Here is a 19,222-nt window from a genome sequence, read left to right as displayed (position 1 = left end):
TCAAATCTTTAATCGATTTAAAAATTTTGAAAATATTTTAAATCGTTTATATCCAACGAAAGATGCTAGGGTTGCACAATAAGCATGCAATTTTTAATCTGGCATTCAGGCGAAGCCGGGTCGCCAAGAGGGAGTATGCGGTCAGGGTCCATGCGACAAGGAGCGGCGACGGTGCCACATTTTGTACCCAATTTGTCCGCCAATAGCCCCTTCCGACGCAAGAAGGGACACTCCGCACATGAGGGAGCCGCTTGATATGGCAACAATCGCGCTTGTCGATGACGACCGCAACATTCTGACTTCGGTTTCGATCGCGCTGGAATCCGAGGGATATCGCGTCGAGACCTACACCGATGGCGCATCAGCGCTCGAAGGGCTCGCCGCACGTCCACCCAATCTTGCCATCCTCGACATCAAGATGCCGCGCATGGATGGCATGGAGCTTCTGCGCCGCTTGCGCCAGAAAACCGATCTTCCGGTCATCTTCCTCACGTCGAAGGACGACGAGATCGACGAATTGTTCGGCCTCAAGATGGGCGCCGACGATTTCATCCGCAAACCGTTTTCGCAGCGTCTGCTGGTCGAACGCGTCAAGGCGGTGCTGCGCCGCGCCAGCGCCCGGGATGCGGCCGCCAAGACGCCGAGCCAGCAGGCCCGTTCGCTCGAGCGCGGCCAGCTCGTCATGGACCAGGAGCGCCACACCTGCACCTGGAAGGGCGAGCCGGTAACGCTCACCGTCACCGAATTCCTCATCCTGCATTCGCTGGCGCAGCGCCCCGGCGTGGTGAAAAGCCGTGATGCCTTGATGGATTCGGCCTATGATGAGCAGGTTTATGTTGACGACCGCACCATCGATAGCCACATCAAGCGCCTTCGCAAGAAGTTCAAGGCTGTCGATGACGATTTCGAAATGATCGAAACCTTGTACGGCGTCGGCTACCGGTTCCGCGAGGCATAACAGCCCGCGAACCGTCGGGCCATGATCCGGGAAGGCGGGAACCGGGTTCGGATCAGGCTCGCAGTGTGGAGCGCCCCGTCCCGGTTCGTGAGAACCGGTAAGGCTCCATGATCTGGGATTTGTGACTGCATGGCCATTGAGGTCGAACTCAAGAAACCGGCAACGGCCACACGCGGGCCGGGCAAGATGGCGTCCTCGCTGTTGCGGCGTGTGACTGTGCCGCTGCGCCGCTTTCTCGGCCATCATGTCTTTTCCAGCCTTACGCGACGCATCCTTTTCCTCAATCTTGCCGGTCTGGCGGTCCTCGTCATCGGCATCATGTATCTCAACACCTTTCGCGACGGACTGATCGACGCCCGCGTCGAAAGCCTGATGACACAGGGCGAGATCATCGCAGGCGCGATTGCCTCCTCCGCAACGATCGAAACGGACACGATCAGGATCGACCCGGAAAAGCTGCTCGAGCTTCAGGCCGGCGAAAGCCTCGGGCCGGGGTCGGACCAGCTCGACAGCCTGGATTTCCCGATCAACCCGGAGCGCGTGGCGCCGGTTCTCAGGCGGCTGATTTCGCCGACCCGGACGCGCGCGCGCATCTACGACCGCGATGCCAATCTTCTGCTCGACTCCCGGCATCTCTATTCGCGCGGGCAGATCCTGCGCTACGACCTTCCGCCGGTGCAGGAAGAGGAGCCGGATTTCCTCGAACGCGTGCAGAAGTTCGTCTTCGACCTGTTCCGCAACGGCGACCTGCCGGTCTATCGCGAGCAGCCCGGCGGCAATGGCGCGTCTTTCCCCGAAGTGATGAGCGCCCTGACCGGCAGCCCGTCGACCATCGTCAGGGTCAGCGAGCAGGGCGAGCAGATCGTCTCAGTCGCGGTTCCCATCCAGCGCTTCCGCGCGGTCATGGGCGTTCTGATGCTGTCGACCGAAGGCGGCGACATCGACAAGATCGTTGCCGCCGAGCGCAAAGCCATCCTGCGCGTGTTTGGCATCGCTGCGCTGGTGACGGCGATCCTTTCGATGCTGCTTGCCTCGACGATCGCCAACCCGCTGCGCCGGCTTTCGGCGGCTGCCGTGCGTGTGCGCCGCGGCGTCAAGAATCGCGAGGAAATCCCTGATTTCTCCGACCGCCAGGACGAGATAGGCAATCTCTCCGTCGCGGTGCGCGACATGACCAACGCGCTCTACGCCCGCATCGAGGCGATCGAGAGCTTTGCCGCCGACGTGTCGCATGAACTGAAGAACCCGCTGACATCACTGCGCAGCGCCGTCGAAACCCTGCCGCTGGCCAAGAATGAGGCCTCGCGCGGCCGCCTCATGGAAGTCATCCAGCATGACGTGCGGCGTCTCGATCGGCTCATCACCGACATTTCGGATGCCTCGCGTCTCGACGCCGAACTGGTGCGCGAGGATTCAGCCAGGATCGACCTGAAGAAGTTCATTTCCGATCTCGTCGCTGTCTCCCAGGATGCCGGCCGTCACAAGCGCAAGGTCGGCATAGAATTCAGGCCGGCGAAGCTGCCGCAGGGCGTCAAAGGCTATTTCACGCTCGGCCACGACCTTCGCATCGGCCAGGTCATCACCAATCTGATCGAGAATGCCCGTTCCTTCGTTCCAGAGGAGACCGGCCAGATCATCATCTCGCTGGAGCGAGCCGGCAAGTTCAACATCGTCACGATCGACGACAACGGTCCCGGCATACGCGCCGACAATATCGACCGCATCTTCGAGCGGTTCTATACGGACCGTCCTTCGAGCGAGGCTTTTGGGCAGAACTCCGGGCTCGGCCTGTCGATCAGCCGGCAGATCGTCGAGGCGCATGGCGGCACATTGAGTGCGGAAAATATTCCCGGCTCGAAGCCGGGCGACACCATGGGCGCGCGCTTCGTGATGACGCTTCCGGTCGAAGGCTGATTGTGGTCGCTACCAACCTGCACGGTACGGCACTTGTCCTTGGCGATCGCGGCGTTCTGATCCTGGGCGCGTCAGGCTCGGGCAAGAGCACGCTGGCGCTCACGCTCATTGCGCAGTTTCAGGCAAGCAGCCGCTTGGCCCGGCTTGTCGGCGACGACCAGGTGCTGATCTCGGCGCGCGGCGGACACCTGTTGTGCAAGGCGCCACCGACGATCGGCGGGCTCGTCGAGGTTTTCGGGCAGGGTCCGAGGCCTGTCGGCTTCGAGGAATGCGCTGTCATCGATCTTCTGGTGCGGCTCGTTTCGCCTGCTGATACCGAGCGTCTTCCGGAAGACAGGTTCGAGGAAATCGCTGGCTGCCGGCTTCCTTGCCTGTTCCTGGCCGAACGCAACGCCACTGGTGCTGCTCTTGCGCTCTCCGCCCGGCTTTCCTTGCCGCCTTTTTTGTGACTTGAGTGCATGTTCGTGGTGCGATGCGGCAAAATGGCCCAATTCCGAGCGTTTTAGGACTTGTCAACGCCCGCCGCGTCGACAAGATAGCGCTCCGCCGTCCGGCCATGTCCGGATTAGCGGCCAGAATACAATGCGCTCGTGAACGGGCCATGACGGGAGCCTAAGCAGAATGATCGGACTCGTGCTCGTGACGCACGGTCAACTGGCCGAGGAGTTCCGCAACGCCGTCGAGCACGTCGTCGGGCCGCAGGAACATTTCGAGACGGTTGCCATCGGAGCCGATGACGACATGGAGCAGCGTCGCCGCGACATCGTCGATGCCGTTGCCCGGACCGATACCGGTTCCGGCGTCGTGGTGTTGACCGACATGTTTGGCGGAACGCCGTCCAATCTGGCCATTTCGGTGATGGAATCCGGCCGCGTCGAGATCATTGCCGGCATGAACCTGCCGATGCTGATCAAGCTCACCAGCGTGCGCAAGGGCGATAATATGGCGCTCGCCCTCGACGAGGCGCAGATGGCCGGCCGCAAATACATCAATGTCGCCAGCCAGTTGTTGAGCAGCAAATGAGCGGCCTGCCCTTTTCTGCCAAGGATGGCCTGATCAGCAGGGAATTCCAGATCGTCAACCAGCGCGGCCTGCATGCCCGCGCCTCGGCGAAGTTCGTGCAGGTGGCCGGTGGCTTCCAGGCCGATGTCCGCGTCGAAAAGGATGGCACTTCTGTCGGCGGCACCTCGATCATGGGCCTGATGATGCTTGCGGCCAGCCCCGGCTGTTCGATCCGCGTCACCGCCAGCGGCCCGGAGGCGCAGCAGGTGATGGATGCGCTCGAAGCGCTCATCTCGGGGCGTTTCGGTGAGGAAATCTGAACCGCATACTCCTTGAGAGACATGCACGAATAAAGATTTCTTTATATCCCATTGTCGATTTGACCGCGATCTGCTAGTCACGCCGCATAATTGCGCCCGTTGTGAATAAGTCTGCGGGTGCGCCTGCAAACCGTATTCACTGGAGCACTGCAATGTCTGGTAGCAAAGACTACATCGTTGCCGACCTTTCGCTTGCCGGCTGGGGCCGCAAGGAAATCGAGATCGCCGAAACCGAAATGCCGGGCCTGATGGCCTGCCGCGAGGAGTTCGGTGAAAAACAGCCGCTGAAGGGCGCGCGCATCACCGGTTCGCTGCACATGACGATCCAGACCGCAGTCCTGATCGAGACGCTGAAGGTGCTCGGCGCCGACATCCGCTGGGCTTCCTGCAACATCTTCTCGACGCAGGATCATGCCGCCGCCGCGATCGCCGAGGCCGGCATTCCGGTTTTCGCCATCAAGGGTGAGACGCTGGAGGAATACTGGCAGTACACCGACAAGATCTTCCAGTGGGCCGATGGCGGCACCTCCAACATGATCCTCGATGATGGCGGCGACGCCACCATGTACATCCTGATCGGCGCGCGCGCCGAGGCAGGCGAGGACGTGCTGTCGAACCCCGGCAGTGAAGAAGAAGAAATCCTGTTCGCCCAGATCAAGAAGCGCATGGCGCAGTCGCCCGGCTTCTTCACCAAGCAGCGCGAAGCGATCCGCGGCGTCACCGAAGAGACCACCACCGGCGTCAACCGGCTCTATCAGCTGCAGAAGAAGGGCCTGCTGCCCTTCCCGGCAATCAACGTCAATGACAGCGTCACCAAGTCGAAGTTCGACAACAAATATGGCTGCAAGGAATCGCTGGTCGACGGCATTCGCCGCGGCACCGACGTGATGATGGCCGGCAAGGTCGCGGTCGTCTGCGGCTATGGCGACGTCGGCAAGGGTTCGGCTGCATCGCTCAGCGGCGCCGGCGCCCGCGTCAAGGTCACCGAGGTCGACCCGATCTGCGCCCTGCAGGCCGCAATGGACGGATTCGAGGTTGTGACGCTTGAAGATGCGGCGCCCACCGCCGACATCGTCATCACCACCACCGGCAACAAGGACGTCATCACCCTCGACCATATGCGGGCGATGAAGGACATGGTCATCGTCGGCAATATCGGCCATTTCGACAACGAAATTCAGGTCGCGGCACTGCGCAATCTGAAGTGGACCAACGTCAAGCCGCAGGTCGACATGATCTCCTTCCCGGATGGCAAGCGCATGATCCTTCTGTCGGAAGGCCGCCTGCTCAACCTCGGCAACGCCACCGGCCATCCGAGCTTCGTCATGTCGGCGTCCTTCACCAACCAGGTTCTCGCCCAGATCGAGCTCTGGACGAAGCCCGGCACCTACCAGAACCAGGTCTATGTCCTGCCCAAGCATCTCGATGAAAAGGTAGCGCGCCTGCATCTCGACAAGCTTGGCGCGAAACTCACCGAGCTTAGCGGCGAACAGGCTGCCTATATCGGCGTGACCCAGCAAGGTCCGTTCAAGCCGGAACACTACCGGTACTGATTTGAATTAACCAAACTACTAGATGTTGAAGCCGGGCGATTGACTTTTCGCCCGGCTTTATTTTTGCCGCGCGAGCTTCTTCACGGCGATTCGCCCAGCTTGTATGTTGTTGTGATTCGCGACGTCTTGGGGCCCGGGGGCGGGGATCCGAGGGCGTATCAAGGCGGTCTTGCATTCAGGCGGCGGAGAGGAACAAGACATGCCGGGGGATAACCCGCTTCGCGCGGGACGGGCCGTTACCGGCGGCCACGAGGATTCGAGCAAGACTGCTTCAGTGGCAGGACTCTGGCCGGCTGGCGTGCGGCGGTGGCCGATGGCCCGTCGCTTTCTGGCTGCGACTTCCATGTTCGGACTGTCCTCGGTCGACGTTGCCCTGGCTCAGGCGGATGTGGTGGCGCGAAAGGCAGGTCTTTCGGTCAGCGCGGTCGAGGTCATGCAACTCGCCGTCTTTGCCGGCGTCATGGGTGCGGCCCTCGTATCGGCCATCGTCCTGATCCGCGAGCGTGCCCGGATATCGGCAGAAAATGTCGACCTGCGCGCCCGCGTTGCCGATCTGAACGCGTCGTTGCAGCGCTCCGACGCCTTGCTCAACCTGCGCGACCAGCGCGTCGTGGTGTGGGCGAGTGAGAAACAGAAACCCGAACTGGTCGGCTCATTGCCGGCGGAAGCCGGGGCGCCAGAAGAGCGCGCGGCGTTCCTGGCCTTCGGCCGCTGGCTGATGCCGCGCTCTGCCGCCGCTCTCGATCACGCGGTCGCCGCGTTGCGCGAAAAGGGCACTTCCTTCGACCTCGTCGTCGAATCGCAGACCTCCGCGCCGCTGGAAGTCCAGGGCCGCAAGAGCCCGTCGCATTTCCTCGTCCGGTTTGTCGCGCTTTCTGAATCGCAGCGGAACCAGGCACGCCTGAAGCTGGAAAACCAGCGCCTCGCCGCCGACTACGACAACATGCTCGGCCTCATCGACGCCTTGAAGATGCCGTTCTGGATTCGCGCCGCTGACGGTCGCCTGAAATGGGTCAACCGCGCCTATGCAGAAGCGGTCGAGGCGTTGAATGCCGAAGCCGCAACCCGCGAAGGCAAGGAATTCCTAGGAACGCCGGCGCGTGAATCGATCGTGCAGCAGCATCTTGCCCATCCGGTGTTCGAACAGACGCTTTCCACCGTCGTCCGGGGCGACCGCCGGGTCTTTTCGGTCACGGACTTTGCCGGCGGCGACGGCTCGGCCGGCATCGCGCTCGACATGAGCGGTGTCGAGACCATCCGCGAGGAATATGAGCGCACGGTTCGCAGCCATGCCGACACGCTCGACCAGCTCACCACGGCAGTGGCGATCTTCGACCCGCAGGAGAAGCTGCGCTTCTTCAACCAGGCCTTCCAGAAGCTCTGGGATCTGGACGTCGCGTTTCTCGAGAGCGCGCCCGACAATGCCCTCCTGCTCGACAGGCTGCGCAGCGACGGCAAGATCGCCGAGCAGCCGGAATGGCGGCGCTGGAAGGAAAACCTGCTTGGCGCCTATCGCTCCGTCGATTCACAGGAACACTGGTGGCATCTGCCGGACTCCCGCACCATCCGCGTCATTGCCAATCCGCAACCCAAGGGTGGGGTCACCTGGGTGTTCGAGAACCTGACCGAGCGCATGGACCTCGAAAGCCGCTACCACACCGCCGTGCGGGTGCAGGGCGAAACGCTGGACAATCTTGCCGAGGGCGTTGCGGTGTTCGGGCCTGACGGCCGCATACGCCTGTCCAATCCGGCTTTCGTCAACCTATGGGGCCTGCCTGCCGAAACCGTCGAGGCCAAGACCCATATCTCGGCGATCCGCGCGCAATGCGATGCGCTGGCGGAAAACAGTCCATGGCCGACCTTCGTAGCAGCCGTTACCGGTTTCGACGACGAGCGCCGCGACGGCAGCGGCCAGACGGAACTCAGGAACGGCACCGTCCTGCGCTATGCCGTCATTCATCTGCCGAACGGCCAGGTGATGATCACCTTTGTCGACGTCACCGACAGCGTCAATGTCGAGCGCGCTCTGAAGGACAAGAACGAGGCGCTGGAAAAGGCCGACCAGCTCAAGAACGATTTCGTCCAGCATGTTTCCTACGAGCTGCGTTCGCCGCTCACCAACATCATCGGCTTTGCCGAGCTGCTGTCGCTGCCGGCCACCGGCCCGCTGGCGCCGCGCCAGCGCGAATATCTCGGCCATATCGGCTCGTCCTCGTCGGTGCTTCTGACGATCGTCAACGACATCCTCGACCTTGCAACGGTCGATGCCGGCATCATGGAGCTGGAGATTGCCGAAGTGCGCGTCGACCAGACGATCGCCGCCGCCGCCGAGCTGGTCGCCGAGCGTCTCGACGAGCATGCGATCAAGCTGGAGATCGACGCCGCGCAGGCGCCAAAAAGCTTCCACGGCGACGAAACCCGCATCCGCCAGATACTCTACAACCTGCTCAGCAACGCCGCCAACTACGCGCCCGAGGCAAGCACCATTTCGCTCTCCTGCCGGCAGACGGCGAACGGCGTCGAGTTCGCCGTGCACGATGATGGTCCCGGCATGGCACCGGAGATTCTGGACACGGTATTCCGGCGCTTCGAGCCGAGGGTCAATGGCGGCCGGCGCCGCGGTGCCGGGCTCGGCCTTTCGATCGTAAAAAGCTTCGTCGAGCTTCACGGCGGCACGGTCCGGATCGACACCGGCAAGGATCGCGGCACCACCGTGATCTGCCTGTTCCCCACCACGCCCACCGGCGTCCGCGAAGCGGCGGAGTAGCGGTCTCCATGGCCATGGAGTTCGAGCGTTTTCTGCCGGACGAGCAGGCGACCGTCCGGCTGGGCGAAGACCTGGCGCTGACACTGCGCAAGGGCGATGTCCTTGCGCTGTACGGCGATCTCGGCGCAGGCAAGACGACGCTGGCGCGCAGCCTGATCCGCGCTCTTGCAGGCGACCCTGATCTTGAAGTGCCGAGCCCGACATTCACGCTCGTCCAGTCTTACGACACGCGCGTGCCGGTCCACCATTTCGACCTTTACCGGCTGTCATCCGCCGACGAGCTTGACGAACTCGGCTTTGAAGATGCGCTGGAACAGGGCGCGGCGTTGGTCGAATGGCCGGAAAAGGCCGGAGAGAGATTGCCGCCTTCCGCCGCCCGGGTTGAACTGGTTGAGGACGGCGAAGGCCGCACCGTTAGGATTTCAGCGTCCGGCGCGCTTGCCGAGCGCATCGGGCGCTCCTTTGCCACGCGCGATTTTTTGCACACCGCCGGTTGGGGCGAGGCTACCCGCAGCCATTTCGTCGGCGACGCCTCCGCGCGATCCTACGAAATCGTGACGCTTGGCGACGAGCCCGCGCGTGTGCTGATGAACTCGCCGCGGCTGGTGCTGGGGCCGCCGGTGCGCGACGGAAAGCCCTATGCCGAGATCGCCCACACGGCGCAGTCGGTCTCGGCTTTCGTAGCTATAGACCGCGCCTTGCGGGATGGCGGTGTCACAGTTCCGGAAATCCACGCACAGGATCTCGAAGCCGGTTTCCTGCTGATCGAACATCTCGGCGCGGAAGGATTTCTGGAGGCGGGCAAGCCGGTGGCCGGGCGCTATGCCGCCGCCGCCGAACTGCTCGCGATGATGCACGGCAAGAGTTGGTCCGATCGCATCGAGATCGAACCCGGCGTCATGCACACCGTGCCGCCCTTCGACCGCGGCGCGAAGATGATCGAGGTCGAACTGCTGCTCGACTGGTATTTTGCTGCGGTTGCCGGAAAGCAGCCCGACGATGCGCTCCGCGCCGGCTTCCGGCAGGTCTGGAACGATCTTTTCGATCGCGTCGACAAGGCGGAAAAGACGCTGATGCTGCGCGATTTCCATTCGCCCAACATCATCTGGCGCGGCGATCGAACCGGCCATGACCGGCTCGGCATCATCGATTTCCAGGACGCGCTGATCGGTCCCGCCGCATACGATGTCGCCTCGCTCGCCATGGATGCCCGCGTAACGGTGCCGGTCGATATCGAAGCAAGCACGCTCGAAGCCTATATCGCTGCGCGCTCGAAGGCAGGCGGTTTCGACGCCGATGCTTTTACGGAAGCCTATGCGATCATGGCCGCGCAGCGGAATTCAAAAATCCTCGGCATCTTCGTCCGCCTCGATCGCCGCGACGGCAAGCCGGACTATCTGAAGCATCTGCCGCGCATCCGCGACTATCTGCGCCGCGCGCTTGCGCATCCGGCACTTGCCGAACTGCGCGATTTCTATCACCGTCACGGCCTCACTGAGGACGCATCGATTTGACCGCTCCGAAAATTGCCATGGTGCTGGCCGCCGGCCTCGGCAAGCGCATGCTGCCGATCACCGAAACGCTGCCCAAGCCGTTGGTGCGCATTGCCGGAAAGACACTGCTCGACTGGGGCCTCGACAGTCTTGCAGCCGCCGGCGTGACCAAGGCGGTGGTCAATGTCCACTATCTGCCCGAGCAGATCGTCGCCCATGTCGCGGATCGCAAGGAGCCGGCGATCGTCATCTCGGACGAAAGCGAAAGCCTGCTCAACTCGGCCGGCGGCATCGTCAAGGCACTGCCGGAACTCGGGGAAAGACCCTTCTACATCCTGAACGCCGACACCTTCTGGATCGATCGCGACCAGCCAAACCTGAAACGGCTTGCCCTTGCCTGGGACGCATCGAGAATGGATATTCTCCTGATGCTTTCGGATCTCGACTCGGCGACGGGACACAGCGGCGGCACGGATTTCCTTGCCGCGCCCGACGGCACTTTGGCGCGCGCAGCAGGTGACCCCACGGGCATGATCTACGCCGGTGCTGCCATCGTGCATCCGCGCATTTTCGAGGGTGCTGCGCCGACGCCGCATTCGCTCAACCTCTATTTCGACCGCGCCATCTCGGACGGCCGCCTGTTCGGCATGAAAATGGAAGGCCAGTGGATCACGGTCGGCACGCCGGATGCCATTGCGCCGGCTGAAGCGGTCGTGGCCGCTGCGCTGGCGCAGGACGCATGAGCGCACGCTCGACGCCGCGGGTCTTGTCGATCCCGCCCGGTGCCGCCTTTCTGCCGACGCTCGCCGATGAGTTGCTTGCCGGCCGGCTGATCCCCGGTTTTCGTTTCGACGGCGACCCGCTGGCGCTTGCCGACGTCACGATCTACGTGCCGACGCGGCGTGCCGCGCGCGAGCTGCGCGGCGTTTTCGTCGACAGCTCCGGCGGCCGCGCGGCCATCCTGCCGACCATTCGCCCGCTTGGCGAATTCGACGAGGACGAGGCGTTGTTCAACCCGGAAGGCTCTGCCAGCCTCGATCTGGCACCGCCCATCGCGTCGATCGATCGCCTGCTGCTTCTTGCGCCCCTGGTCCGAAGCTGGAAGCGGCGCCTGCCCGCCCATGTCGCCAGCCTGTTCGAGGAGGAAATCGTCGTGCCGGCCTCGTCGGCAGACGCCGTCTGGCTGGCGCGCGATCTGGCCGGCCTGATGGACGAGATCGAAACCGAAGGCTCCGAATGGTCCCGGCTGCGCGATCTGGTTTCCGGCGACCTCGCCAACTGGTGGCAGGTGACGCTGGATTTCCTCGAAATCGTCATGACCAGCTGGCCGGCAGTGCTTGCGGAGCGCGACCTGTCGAACCCTGCCGCCCATCGCAGCGCGCTGATCCGGCTCGAGGCAGAGCGGTTGCGGCTCGATCCGCCGCAGGGGCCGATCATCGCCGCCGGCTCCACCGGCTCCATTCCGGCGACCGCCGAACTGCTGTCGGCAATCGCCCGCCTGCCGCGCGGAGCGGTCGTCCTGCCCGGTCTCGATAAGCGTATGGACGAACGCTCCTGGTCGGTGATTGCGGGCGATGCGCCGCAACCGTCCGTGCTCGGCCATCCGCAATACGGCCTCGCCAAGCTGCTGCGAAAACTTGCCGTTCTGCGTGCCGATGTCGACGAGATAGGCAGCGTCAAACCTGATCTTGCCCAGCGCGCTGAATTTGTCGGGCAAGCGCTGCTGCCGGCCGAGACCACCGACGATTGGGCGGACCATCGGCAAAGAATATCGGACGCGGAGCTGGCCGGCGCATTTGCCGATGTGACGCTGCTGGAAGCCGCCAGCGAGCGGGACGAAGCCGTCGCTATCGCCATTGCATTGCGCCGCGCGATCGAAGCGCCGGACAGCACCGCAGCGCTGGTGACCGGTGACCGCAACCTTGCGCGCCGCGTCTCGGCCGAGCTGTTGCGTTTCGGCATCCAGGCCGACGATTCCGGCGGTACGCCGCTTTCCAACACGCCGCCCGGGGCTTTCCTGCGTCTGGTGTTGCAGGCGGCGTTCAATCCCGGCGATCCGGTTGCGGTACTGTCGTTGCTCAAGCACCCGTTGCTCTCACTCGGCCTCGAGCGTGCCGCGGTGCGCCATGCTGCGGAGACGATCGAGCTGGTGGCGCTGCGCGGCGGTACCGGCCGGCCGGATGTCGCCAGCCTCGGCGCGCTTTTCGAAAAGCGGCTTGAAGCGCTGGCCGACGAGGGCCGCAAACCGTTCTGGTTCGCCCGCGTGACGGTCAGGCGCATCGATGAAGCGCGGGCGATGCTCGCGCGGCTTCACGACGCGCTTGTGCCTCTGGTTGCCTTCCGCAACGACCAGACGGTGGAGCTTGCCGCCATCATCCGCGTGACGGTCACGGCGATGGAAGCACTCGGGCGAAGCGCGGATGGCAGCCTCACCGAGCTTTACGCGGGTGACGCCGGTGAAAAGCTGGCCGAACTCCTGCGCGGGCTCGTCGCTGCAAGCGCGCCCTTCTCCTTCCCGGCCGAGGAATGGCCCGACATCATGGATGCACTGGTCGCGCCGGAGGTCGTCAAGCCGGCCTATGGCAGCGATAGCCGCGTCTCGATCTGGGGCGCTCTGGAAGCCCGCCTTCTGTCCGTCGACACGCTGGTGGTCGGGGGCCTCAACGAAGGCGTCTGGCCGCGCAAGGCCCAGGCCGACCGTTTCATGTCGCGCATCATGAAGACCGGCATCGACCTCGAACCGCCGGAGCGCCGGATCGGCCAGTCGGCGCATGATTTCGAAATGGCGATGGGTGCCGGCAAGGTCATTCTTGCCCGCTCCGCCCGATCGGGTGACGCACCGGCGGTTCCGTCGCGCTGGCTTCAGCGCATCCTGACCTTTGCCGGCGCTGAGCAGGCGCAGGCCATGCGCGCGCGGGGCAATGAACTGCTAGGCTGGGCGCGGGCGCTGGATGGCGGGCCGCAAATTCCCTTTGCCGAGCGCCCGCAGCCCAAGCCGCCGCTTGAGGCGCGGCCGCACCATTTCTCCGTCACCGAGATCGAAACGCTGCGCCGCGATCCCTATGCGATCTACGCCCGCCGCATCCTCGGCCTGATGCCGCTCGACCCGCTGGTGCGCGATCCCGGTGCGGCGGAGCGCGGCACGTTGTTCCATGCCATCATGCATCGCTTCTCGGCCTCGGGTGTCGATCCGCGCGATGGTTCCGCGCTCGACGTTCTTCTCGATGCCGGCCGCACCTGTTTCGCGGAGGCCGCCTTGCCGGCTGACGTTCATGCGATCTGGTGGCCGCGCTTCGAAAAACTCGCCGAACACATCATCGCCTGGGAGCGCACGCGCGCGCCGTCGGTAAACACCCGTCATGCCGAGGAGCGCGCCGAAAAGACCGTCGTCGGCGCTTCGGGCGTAACCCTTTCGGGCTATGCCGACCGCGTCGATGTGCTGCCCGCCGGCATGGCCGATATTCTCGACTACAAGACCGGCTCGTCGCCGTCCAAGGCGCAGGCCCACACGCTGCTTGCGCCCCAATTGGCTCTGGAAGGCGCGCTGTTGAAACGCGGCGCATTCCGCGAACTCGGTCAGCTGGAGCCATCGCAGCTCGCCTTCGTCCGCTTCAAGCCCAATGGCGAGGTATTCGAGGAATCGATCCTGGAATACAACCGCAAGCCACGCACGGCGGGCGATCTCTCCGAGGAAGCCTGGCACCGGCTCGAGGAACTGCTCAAGCATTATGGCAGGCTCGAAACGGGATATCTGTCGCGCGCGCTGCCCTTCCGCGAAGGCGAGACGGACGGCGACTACGACCATCTCGCCCGCGTCCTCGAATGGTCCGCCGGCGGTGACAGCGCCGACGATGGCGGCGACGACGCATGAAAAAGGTCTATCCCGTCCCCACTGAGACCTCCGACCGGCAGGCGCGAGCCTCCGACCCGCAGAATTCCGCCTGGGTGTCGGCCAATGCCGGCTCGGGCAAGACGCATGTGCTGTCCCAGCGCGTCATCCGCCTTCTGCTGGAAGGCACGGACCCATCCAAAATCCTCTGCCTGACCTATACGCGCGCCGCTGCCGCCAATATGTCGAACCGCGTCTTCGGCAATCTGTCGAAATGGACCATGCTCGGCGACGAAGAACTACGGACGGAGATCCAAAAGATCGACAACAAGGCGCCCAACGCGGAAAAGCTGCGCCGGGCGCGGCGGCTTTTCGCGCAGGCGCTGGAAACGCCGGGCGGCCTGAAGATCCAGACCATCCACGCCTTCTGCGAATCCGTGCTGCACCAGTTTCCGCTGGAAGCCAACATCGCAGCACACTTCCAGATGCTCGACCCGCTGATGGAAGAAACGCTGTTTGCCACCGCACGGCGCGAAATGGTGACGGGCGCGGTCGCATCCGACAATCCCGAACTCGGCGAAGCCTTCGCCATGGTGCTGGAGCGCGGTGGCGAGGCCGGGCTCGACGCGCTGCTCGGCGAAATCGTGCGCAAGCGCGACGGTTTGCGCGACTTCATCGATGCCGCCGCACACGACACCGTGCCCTATGCCATGCTGTTTGCCGAATTCGGCTTCTCCCCGGAGGACACGGCGGAAGACATCGCCGCCTCGATCTGGCCGCTGCCGGGCTTTTCAGCCGATTATTTTACCGAGTTCGCCAATCAGGCTGCCGCCGTCGATGCTCGCCGTGCGCTCGACAGCATCATCCCGGATGTGATCCTGGCTTTCGCAGAACCCGACCCGGTCGCCCGGCTGAAATTGCTGGCGAAAGGCTTTTTGAAGTCGGATGGCGATCCCTATGACCCGGTCAAGACATTCAAGAAAGCCCTGCACGATCGCATGCCGGACCTTGCCGAGCGCTATGCCGCCGCTGCAGCCGCGATCATCGAAATATCCGACCGCCTTGCCACCTTCCGCATGCTGGAAGGCACGCGCGCCGCACTCACCATCGCCGACTGGCTGATCGCCCGCTACGAGCGGCTGAAGACCGGGCGCGGCTTCCTCGATTTCAACGATCTCATCACCCGCACCGTGCGCCTGCTGGCCAGGCAGGATGCCGGCCCATGGGTGCAATACAAGCTCGACAAGGGCATCGACCACATATTGCTCGACGAGGCGCAGGACACCAGTCCCGACCAGTGGGAGGTGGTGAAGCGGCTGGCCGAGGAATTCTTTGCCGGCTTCGGCGCGCGCGACAATGTCCACCGCACCGTCTTTGCCGTCGGCGACGAAAAGCAGTCGATCTATTCGTTCCAGGGTGCGGCACCGGAGTCCTTCGCCCGCAGCGGCCAGGAATTTTCGCAGAAGATCCGCGCCGCCAACCGCAGTTTCGAGCCGGTCAAGCTGACGCTGTCCTTCCGCTCCACCGATGACGTGCTACAGGCGGTCGACAGGGTTTTTGCCAGCGACGAGGCGAAGCGCGGCATCACGCTCGATCCAGGCCCGGTCCAGCACAATGCCATCCGCGCCGGGGCGCCGGGCTATGTAGAGGTCTGGCCTTCGGTCGGCGCCGATGCGGCGGAAGAACCGGATGACTGGACGCAGGCCGTCGATCACGCCCACGCGCCTGCGGTGCGCGTTGCCGAAAATGTCGCCGCGACCATCCAGAACTGGATTCGCTCGGGCGAAATCATCGAAGGCACCGGGAAAAAACTCAGCGCCGGCGATGTCATCGTTCTGGTGCGCAAGCGCGACCGTTTCGTCCACGCGCTGGCCCGCAGCCTGAAGAATCGGGGCATCGCGGTTGCCGGTGCCGATCGCCTGAGCCTGCCCGGCCATATCGCGGTCAAGGACCTGATGGCGCTTGGCCGTTTCATGATCCAGCCGGAGGATGACCTGTCGCTGGCAGCGGTGCTGAAAAGCCCGATCTTCCAGCTCGGCGAAGACACGCTTTTCGATCTTGCCGCCGCCCGTGCCGGCGGGCTGTCTCTATACGCATCGCTCCGGCAACAGGCCGAAAATTCTCCGCCACTGGCCGAGACGGTAAAACGCCTGACCGAATGGTCGACGCAATCGGCCTTCCGGCCGGTATTCGAGTTCTATTCCGGCATTCTCGGCCGCGACGGCATGCGTAAGAAGATGGTCGCTCGCCTCGGCCAGGACGCCGGCGATATCCTCGATGAGTTCCTGAATTTTTGCCTCGCCGAGGAACGGACAGGCCTGCCCGGTCTCGAATCTTTCCTTGCGACGCTGGAAAGTGCGGGTCCCGAGATCAAGCGCGAGATGGACCAGACCCGCGACGAAGTCCGCATCATGACTGTCCACGCCGCGAAGGGGCTTGAAGCGCCGGTGGTGTTCCTGGTGGATGGCGGGGCGGCCCCCTTCAGCGACCAGCATCTGCCGCGGCTGATGCCGTTCCAGCCAAAGGGCGAGGAACTGCGGGAGACAAAAGCCTTTCTCTGGCGCTCGGGCAGCGATGTCGCCAACCTGTTTTCGCAGGCTGCGGGCGGCGAGGCGAAGGAGCGCGCCGACGACGAATATCGCCGGCTGCTCTATGTCGGCATGACGCGAGCCGAAGACCGCCTGATCGTCTGCGGCTATCACGGCAAGCGCGCGCAGAACGCCGCGACCTGGCACGCGCTTGTCACCCGGGCGCTGGTCGGCATCGAGCACAGCGAGGAACGCAAGCACCCGGTCGCCGACGATACAGTGCACCGTTTTCGCGTCACGCCATTCACGACCGCGCAGGCCGCCGCCGAGGCGCCCGAAACCCCGGCGCAGTCATCCGCGCCGATGCCGCAGCATCTGCTGAAGCCGCTGCCACCGGTGGAGCGGCTGCCGCGACCTCTGTCCCCGTCTGGTGCCTCGGCGCTGATCGAGGAAACGAAGGAACCGGTCGTGTCGGACCGCTCGCCGGTGCTCGATCCCGAGATCGAACCGGGTTTCGCCATTGCCCGTGGCCTGGCGCTGCACAAGCTGCTCCAGATGCTGCCGAATGTTCCCGAAACGGAAAGGAACGCCGCAGCATTGCGCTATCTCGAGCGCATCGCGGCAGGCTGGCCCGAGCGAGAACGCCACGCGGCACTCGCCTCGGTGGAAGCCATTCTGGCATCACCGGATTTCGCCCCCTTGTTCGGGGAAGGCTCACGCGCCGAAGTGTCGATCATGGGCAGCGTCACGGTTCGCGGCAGGCCGCGATCGGTCTCGGGCAAGATCGACCGGCTGGCGGTCACCGCCGACGAGGTCTTCATCGTCGACTACAAGACCAACCGGCCGGCCCCCGCCGCGTTTGGCGATGTTCCGCTGTCCTATGTCACGCAGCTCGCGCTCTACCGGGCGCTGCTCCAGCCGCTTTATCCGCGCCACAAGGTTTCGGCGGCCCTTCTGTTTACGGAGGCGCCCAACCTGATGCGGATTCCCGAAACCGCGCTGGACGATGCCCTTGTCCGACTCACACAGGCGTGACACAAGGTCTGCTTGAACGCCTGCAAGGCCGACACCACATATAGCGCGACATCGAACCCGGAAAGGATTTCATCATGGCCACAGTCAAGGTCGACAAGAGCAATTTTCAGTCTGACGTGCTGGACGCTTCGGGTCCCGTCGTCGTCGATTTCTGGGCGGAATGGTGCGGCCCCTGCAAGATGATCGGCCCGTCGCTCGAGGAAATTTCGACCGAACTCGCCGGCAAGGTGAAGATCACCAAGCTCAATATCGACGAGAATCCGGAAATCGCTGCCCAGTTCGGCGTGCGCTCCATCCCGACCCTGATGATCTTCAAGGGCGGTGAAGTGGCCGACATCAAGGTCGGCGCGCTGCCCAAGACCGCACTTTCGCACTGGATCGGCGGCAACGTCGCCTGATCGTCTGGAACCACGGAATTCGAGAAGCCCGGCCATCGTGCCGGGCTTTTTGTTGGCTGTCGGAATTTTCCAGCTGGCTCTTCTCGCAGGGCTCTTTTTCATCCCCTGATCGCTTCAGGCGAACAGAGGAGCAGAAAAAATGTCAGGATCCGCCAAGCCAACTGTCTTCGTCGACAATGAGCGCGTCATCGTCACCGAATGGCGCTTTGCGCCGGGCGCCAATACGGGCTGGCACCGCCATGGCCACGACTACGTCGTCGTGCCGCTGATGGACGGCAAGGTGAAACTGCTCACCAAGGATGGCGAATCCTTTGCCGAGATGAAACAGGGCGTCCCCTATTTCCGCTCCGAAGGCGTCGAGCACGACGTCATCAACGCCAATGACGGCGAATACGCCTTCATTGAGATCGAGCTGAAGTAGGCGTCAGACTGGTGATCTCCCGTCTGTTGGCTCCTGAAACTGGATCGGACCTTCGGCCCAACTTTCCGGCATCGTGTGCTTCACGCGAACCGCATCCTGCACGGTTTCTCATGCCGTCGATGCCGAGGCATGGATTCCCGACATTCTCCGCTCGTTCCTCGCTCACGAGGTCGAGAATGACGAGGGGAGGAGCGCCACCGCTAATCGCAAACGTTGTTTCAAAGCTTCAGATGTGGCTGTGGAACCAGCGTTGACGATTAGCGAAGGCCTAACCTGCAGTTCGTCATCCTCGGGGCCGGAGCCGAACGAAGTGAGGTGTAGGAACCCGGGGATCCATGCCGGAACCTCGATGAAATGTTCTGCGGTGCAGAACAGTCGAAGGTGAAACTGGCGGAAAGTGTGGAAAGATTCTTAGCCAATTTCCATCCATCCCATTGTTTTCATTCATACCACATATTTTTTCACACCCGATTTATCCCCATCCTTTCCGCCTCCCGCATAATTCCTCCATCGTCCTCAGCGGGAACACGGGTCATGAACCGGATGAGCGTGGAGGGCGGCGGTGTCCGGGCTGGTGGCGCGACGGTAGCGCTGCTGGGTGATGAGCCCCTAAGTCCGGGTCTTGGCGGCGGCTGGCCACGCGAATGTGGAGGCGACTGAGCGGGACAAGAGCACTGAACGGGCGGTCGAAGGACCGCAGATAAATACAATAAACGAGCGATCCAACGACCGCCCGTCTTCCCAGTTCTTTGACAATGGCCAGACGCGGAAATGCGGGCGTGGCGATGGAAAAGTGTGTGCTCTCTGGAGCACCCCCCTCTGGCCTGCCGGCCATCTCCCCCGCAAGGAGGGAGATTAGCTATCATCAGCCTGGCCGCCAGTTCTGCAACGTTGAGGATTGGCGAAAGCCAAGCGGCCGGCTGATCTCCCTCCTTGCGGGGGAGATGGCCGGCAGGCCAGAGGGGGGTGTTGGACGGAGTGCGGCGGTTGCGATCGCGCTCGGC

General features: G+C 63.4%; 13 protein-coding genes. All 13 read left to right on the top strand.

Annotated features, from left to right (window positions below; translation table 11 throughout):
* Positions 1-256: 256 nt before the first annotated feature.
* The 13 genes from WBQ96_RS12660 (at position 257) to WBQ96_RS12600 (ending at position 18,218) form a co-directional block, all read left to right on the top strand.
* Entirely contained in the window at positions 257-958 is a 702-nt protein-coding gene (locus WBQ96_RS12660) for a response regulator transcription factor (RefSeq protein WP_091915669.1), read from the top strand.
* A 129-nt stretch (positions 959-1,087) separates the two neighbouring features.
* The gene (locus tag WBQ96_RS12655; protein WP_336550473.1) at positions 1,088-2,872 is read left to right on the top strand and encodes a sensor histidine kinase; all 1,785 of its coding nucleotides are present in this window, start codon (positions 1,088-1,090) and stop codon (positions 2,870-2,872) included.
* A 2-nt stretch (positions 2,873-2,874) separates the two neighbouring features.
* Positions 2,875-3,321, top strand: coding sequence for an HPr kinase/phosphorylase (locus tag WBQ96_RS12650; RefSeq protein ID WP_336550474.1), 447 nt, complete (start codon positions 2,875-2,877; stop codon positions 3,319-3,321).
* A gap of 172 nt (positions 3,322-3,493) precedes the next feature.
* On the top strand, positions 3,494-3,895 hold the full coding sequence (locus tag WBQ96_RS12645) for a PTS sugar transporter subunit IIA (protein ID WP_091915663.1): 402 nt from the start codon (positions 3,494-3,496) through the stop codon (positions 3,893-3,895).
* Positions 3,892-4,194: an HPr family phosphocarrier protein gene (locus WBQ96_RS12640; protein ID WP_336550475.1), complete on the top strand. Its 303-nt coding sequence runs from the start codon at positions 3,892-3,894 to the stop codon at positions 4,192-4,194. Before WBQ96_RS12645 ends, WBQ96_RS12640 begins: the two co-directional genes overlap by 4 nt.
* 152 nt (positions 4,195-4,346) lie before the next feature.
* Positions 4,347-5,747, top strand: a complete 1,401-nt coding sequence (gene ahcY / locus WBQ96_RS12635) for an adenosylhomocysteinase (protein WP_336550476.1) — start codon at positions 4,347-4,349, stop codon at positions 5,745-5,747.
* 199 nt (positions 5,748-5,946) lie between these two features.
* Positions 5,947-8,514 carry a sensor histidine kinase gene (locus WBQ96_RS12630; RefSeq protein ID WP_336550477.1) on the top strand — a complete coding sequence of 856 codons (2,568 nt, stop codon included), beginning with the start codon at positions 5,947-5,949 and terminating at the stop codon, positions 8,512-8,514.
* An 8-nt stretch (positions 8,515-8,522) separates the two neighbouring features.
* Positions 8,523-10,028 carry a tRNA (adenosine(37)-N6)-threonylcarbamoyltransferase complex ATPase subunit type 1 TsaE gene (gene tsaE, locus WBQ96_RS12625; RefSeq protein WP_442920821.1) on the top strand — a complete coding sequence of 502 codons (1,506 nt, stop codon included), beginning with the start codon at positions 8,523-8,525 and terminating at the stop codon, positions 10,026-10,028.
* A 17-nt stretch (positions 10,029-10,045) separates the two neighbouring features.
* Positions 10,046-10,750 (top strand): nucleotidyltransferase family protein, encoded by a 705-nt coding sequence (locus WBQ96_RS12620; RefSeq protein WP_442920828.1) that lies wholly within the window; start codon positions 10,046-10,048, stop codon positions 10,748-10,750.
* Positions 10,747-13,878, top strand: coding sequence for a double-strand break repair protein AddB (gene addB / locus WBQ96_RS12615; RefSeq protein ID WP_336550479.1), 3,132 nt, complete (start codon positions 10,747-10,749; stop codon positions 13,876-13,878). Before WBQ96_RS12620 ends, addB begins: the two co-directional genes overlap by 4 nt.
* Positions 13,875-17,399 (top strand): double-strand break repair helicase AddA, encoded by a 3,525-nt coding sequence (gene addA, locus WBQ96_RS12610; protein ID WP_336550480.1) that lies wholly within the window; start codon positions 13,875-13,877, stop codon positions 17,397-17,399. Before addB ends, addA begins: the two co-directional genes overlap by 4 nt.
* Positions 17,400-17,473: 74 nt before the next feature.
* Entirely contained in the window at positions 17,474-17,797 is a 324-nt protein-coding gene (gene trxA / locus WBQ96_RS12605) for a thioredoxin (protein WP_091915651.1), read from the top strand.
* A 139-nt stretch (positions 17,798-17,936) separates the two neighbouring features.
* Entirely contained in the window at positions 17,937-18,218 is a 282-nt protein-coding gene (locus WBQ96_RS12600; protein ID WP_165120180.1) for a cupin domain-containing protein, read from the top strand.
* The last annotated feature ends 1,004 nt before the right edge of the window (positions 18,219-19,222 follow it).

Origin of the sequence: Mesorhizobium sp. CCNWLY176 (assembly GCF_037153935.1) — a bacterium.
In the GTDB taxonomy this organism is placed as follows: domain Bacteria; phylum Pseudomonadota; class Alphaproteobacteria; order Rhizobiales; family Rhizobiaceae; genus Mesorhizobium_M; species Mesorhizobium_M zhangyense.
This window is presented reverse-complemented; position numbering and strand designations above follow the sequence as displayed.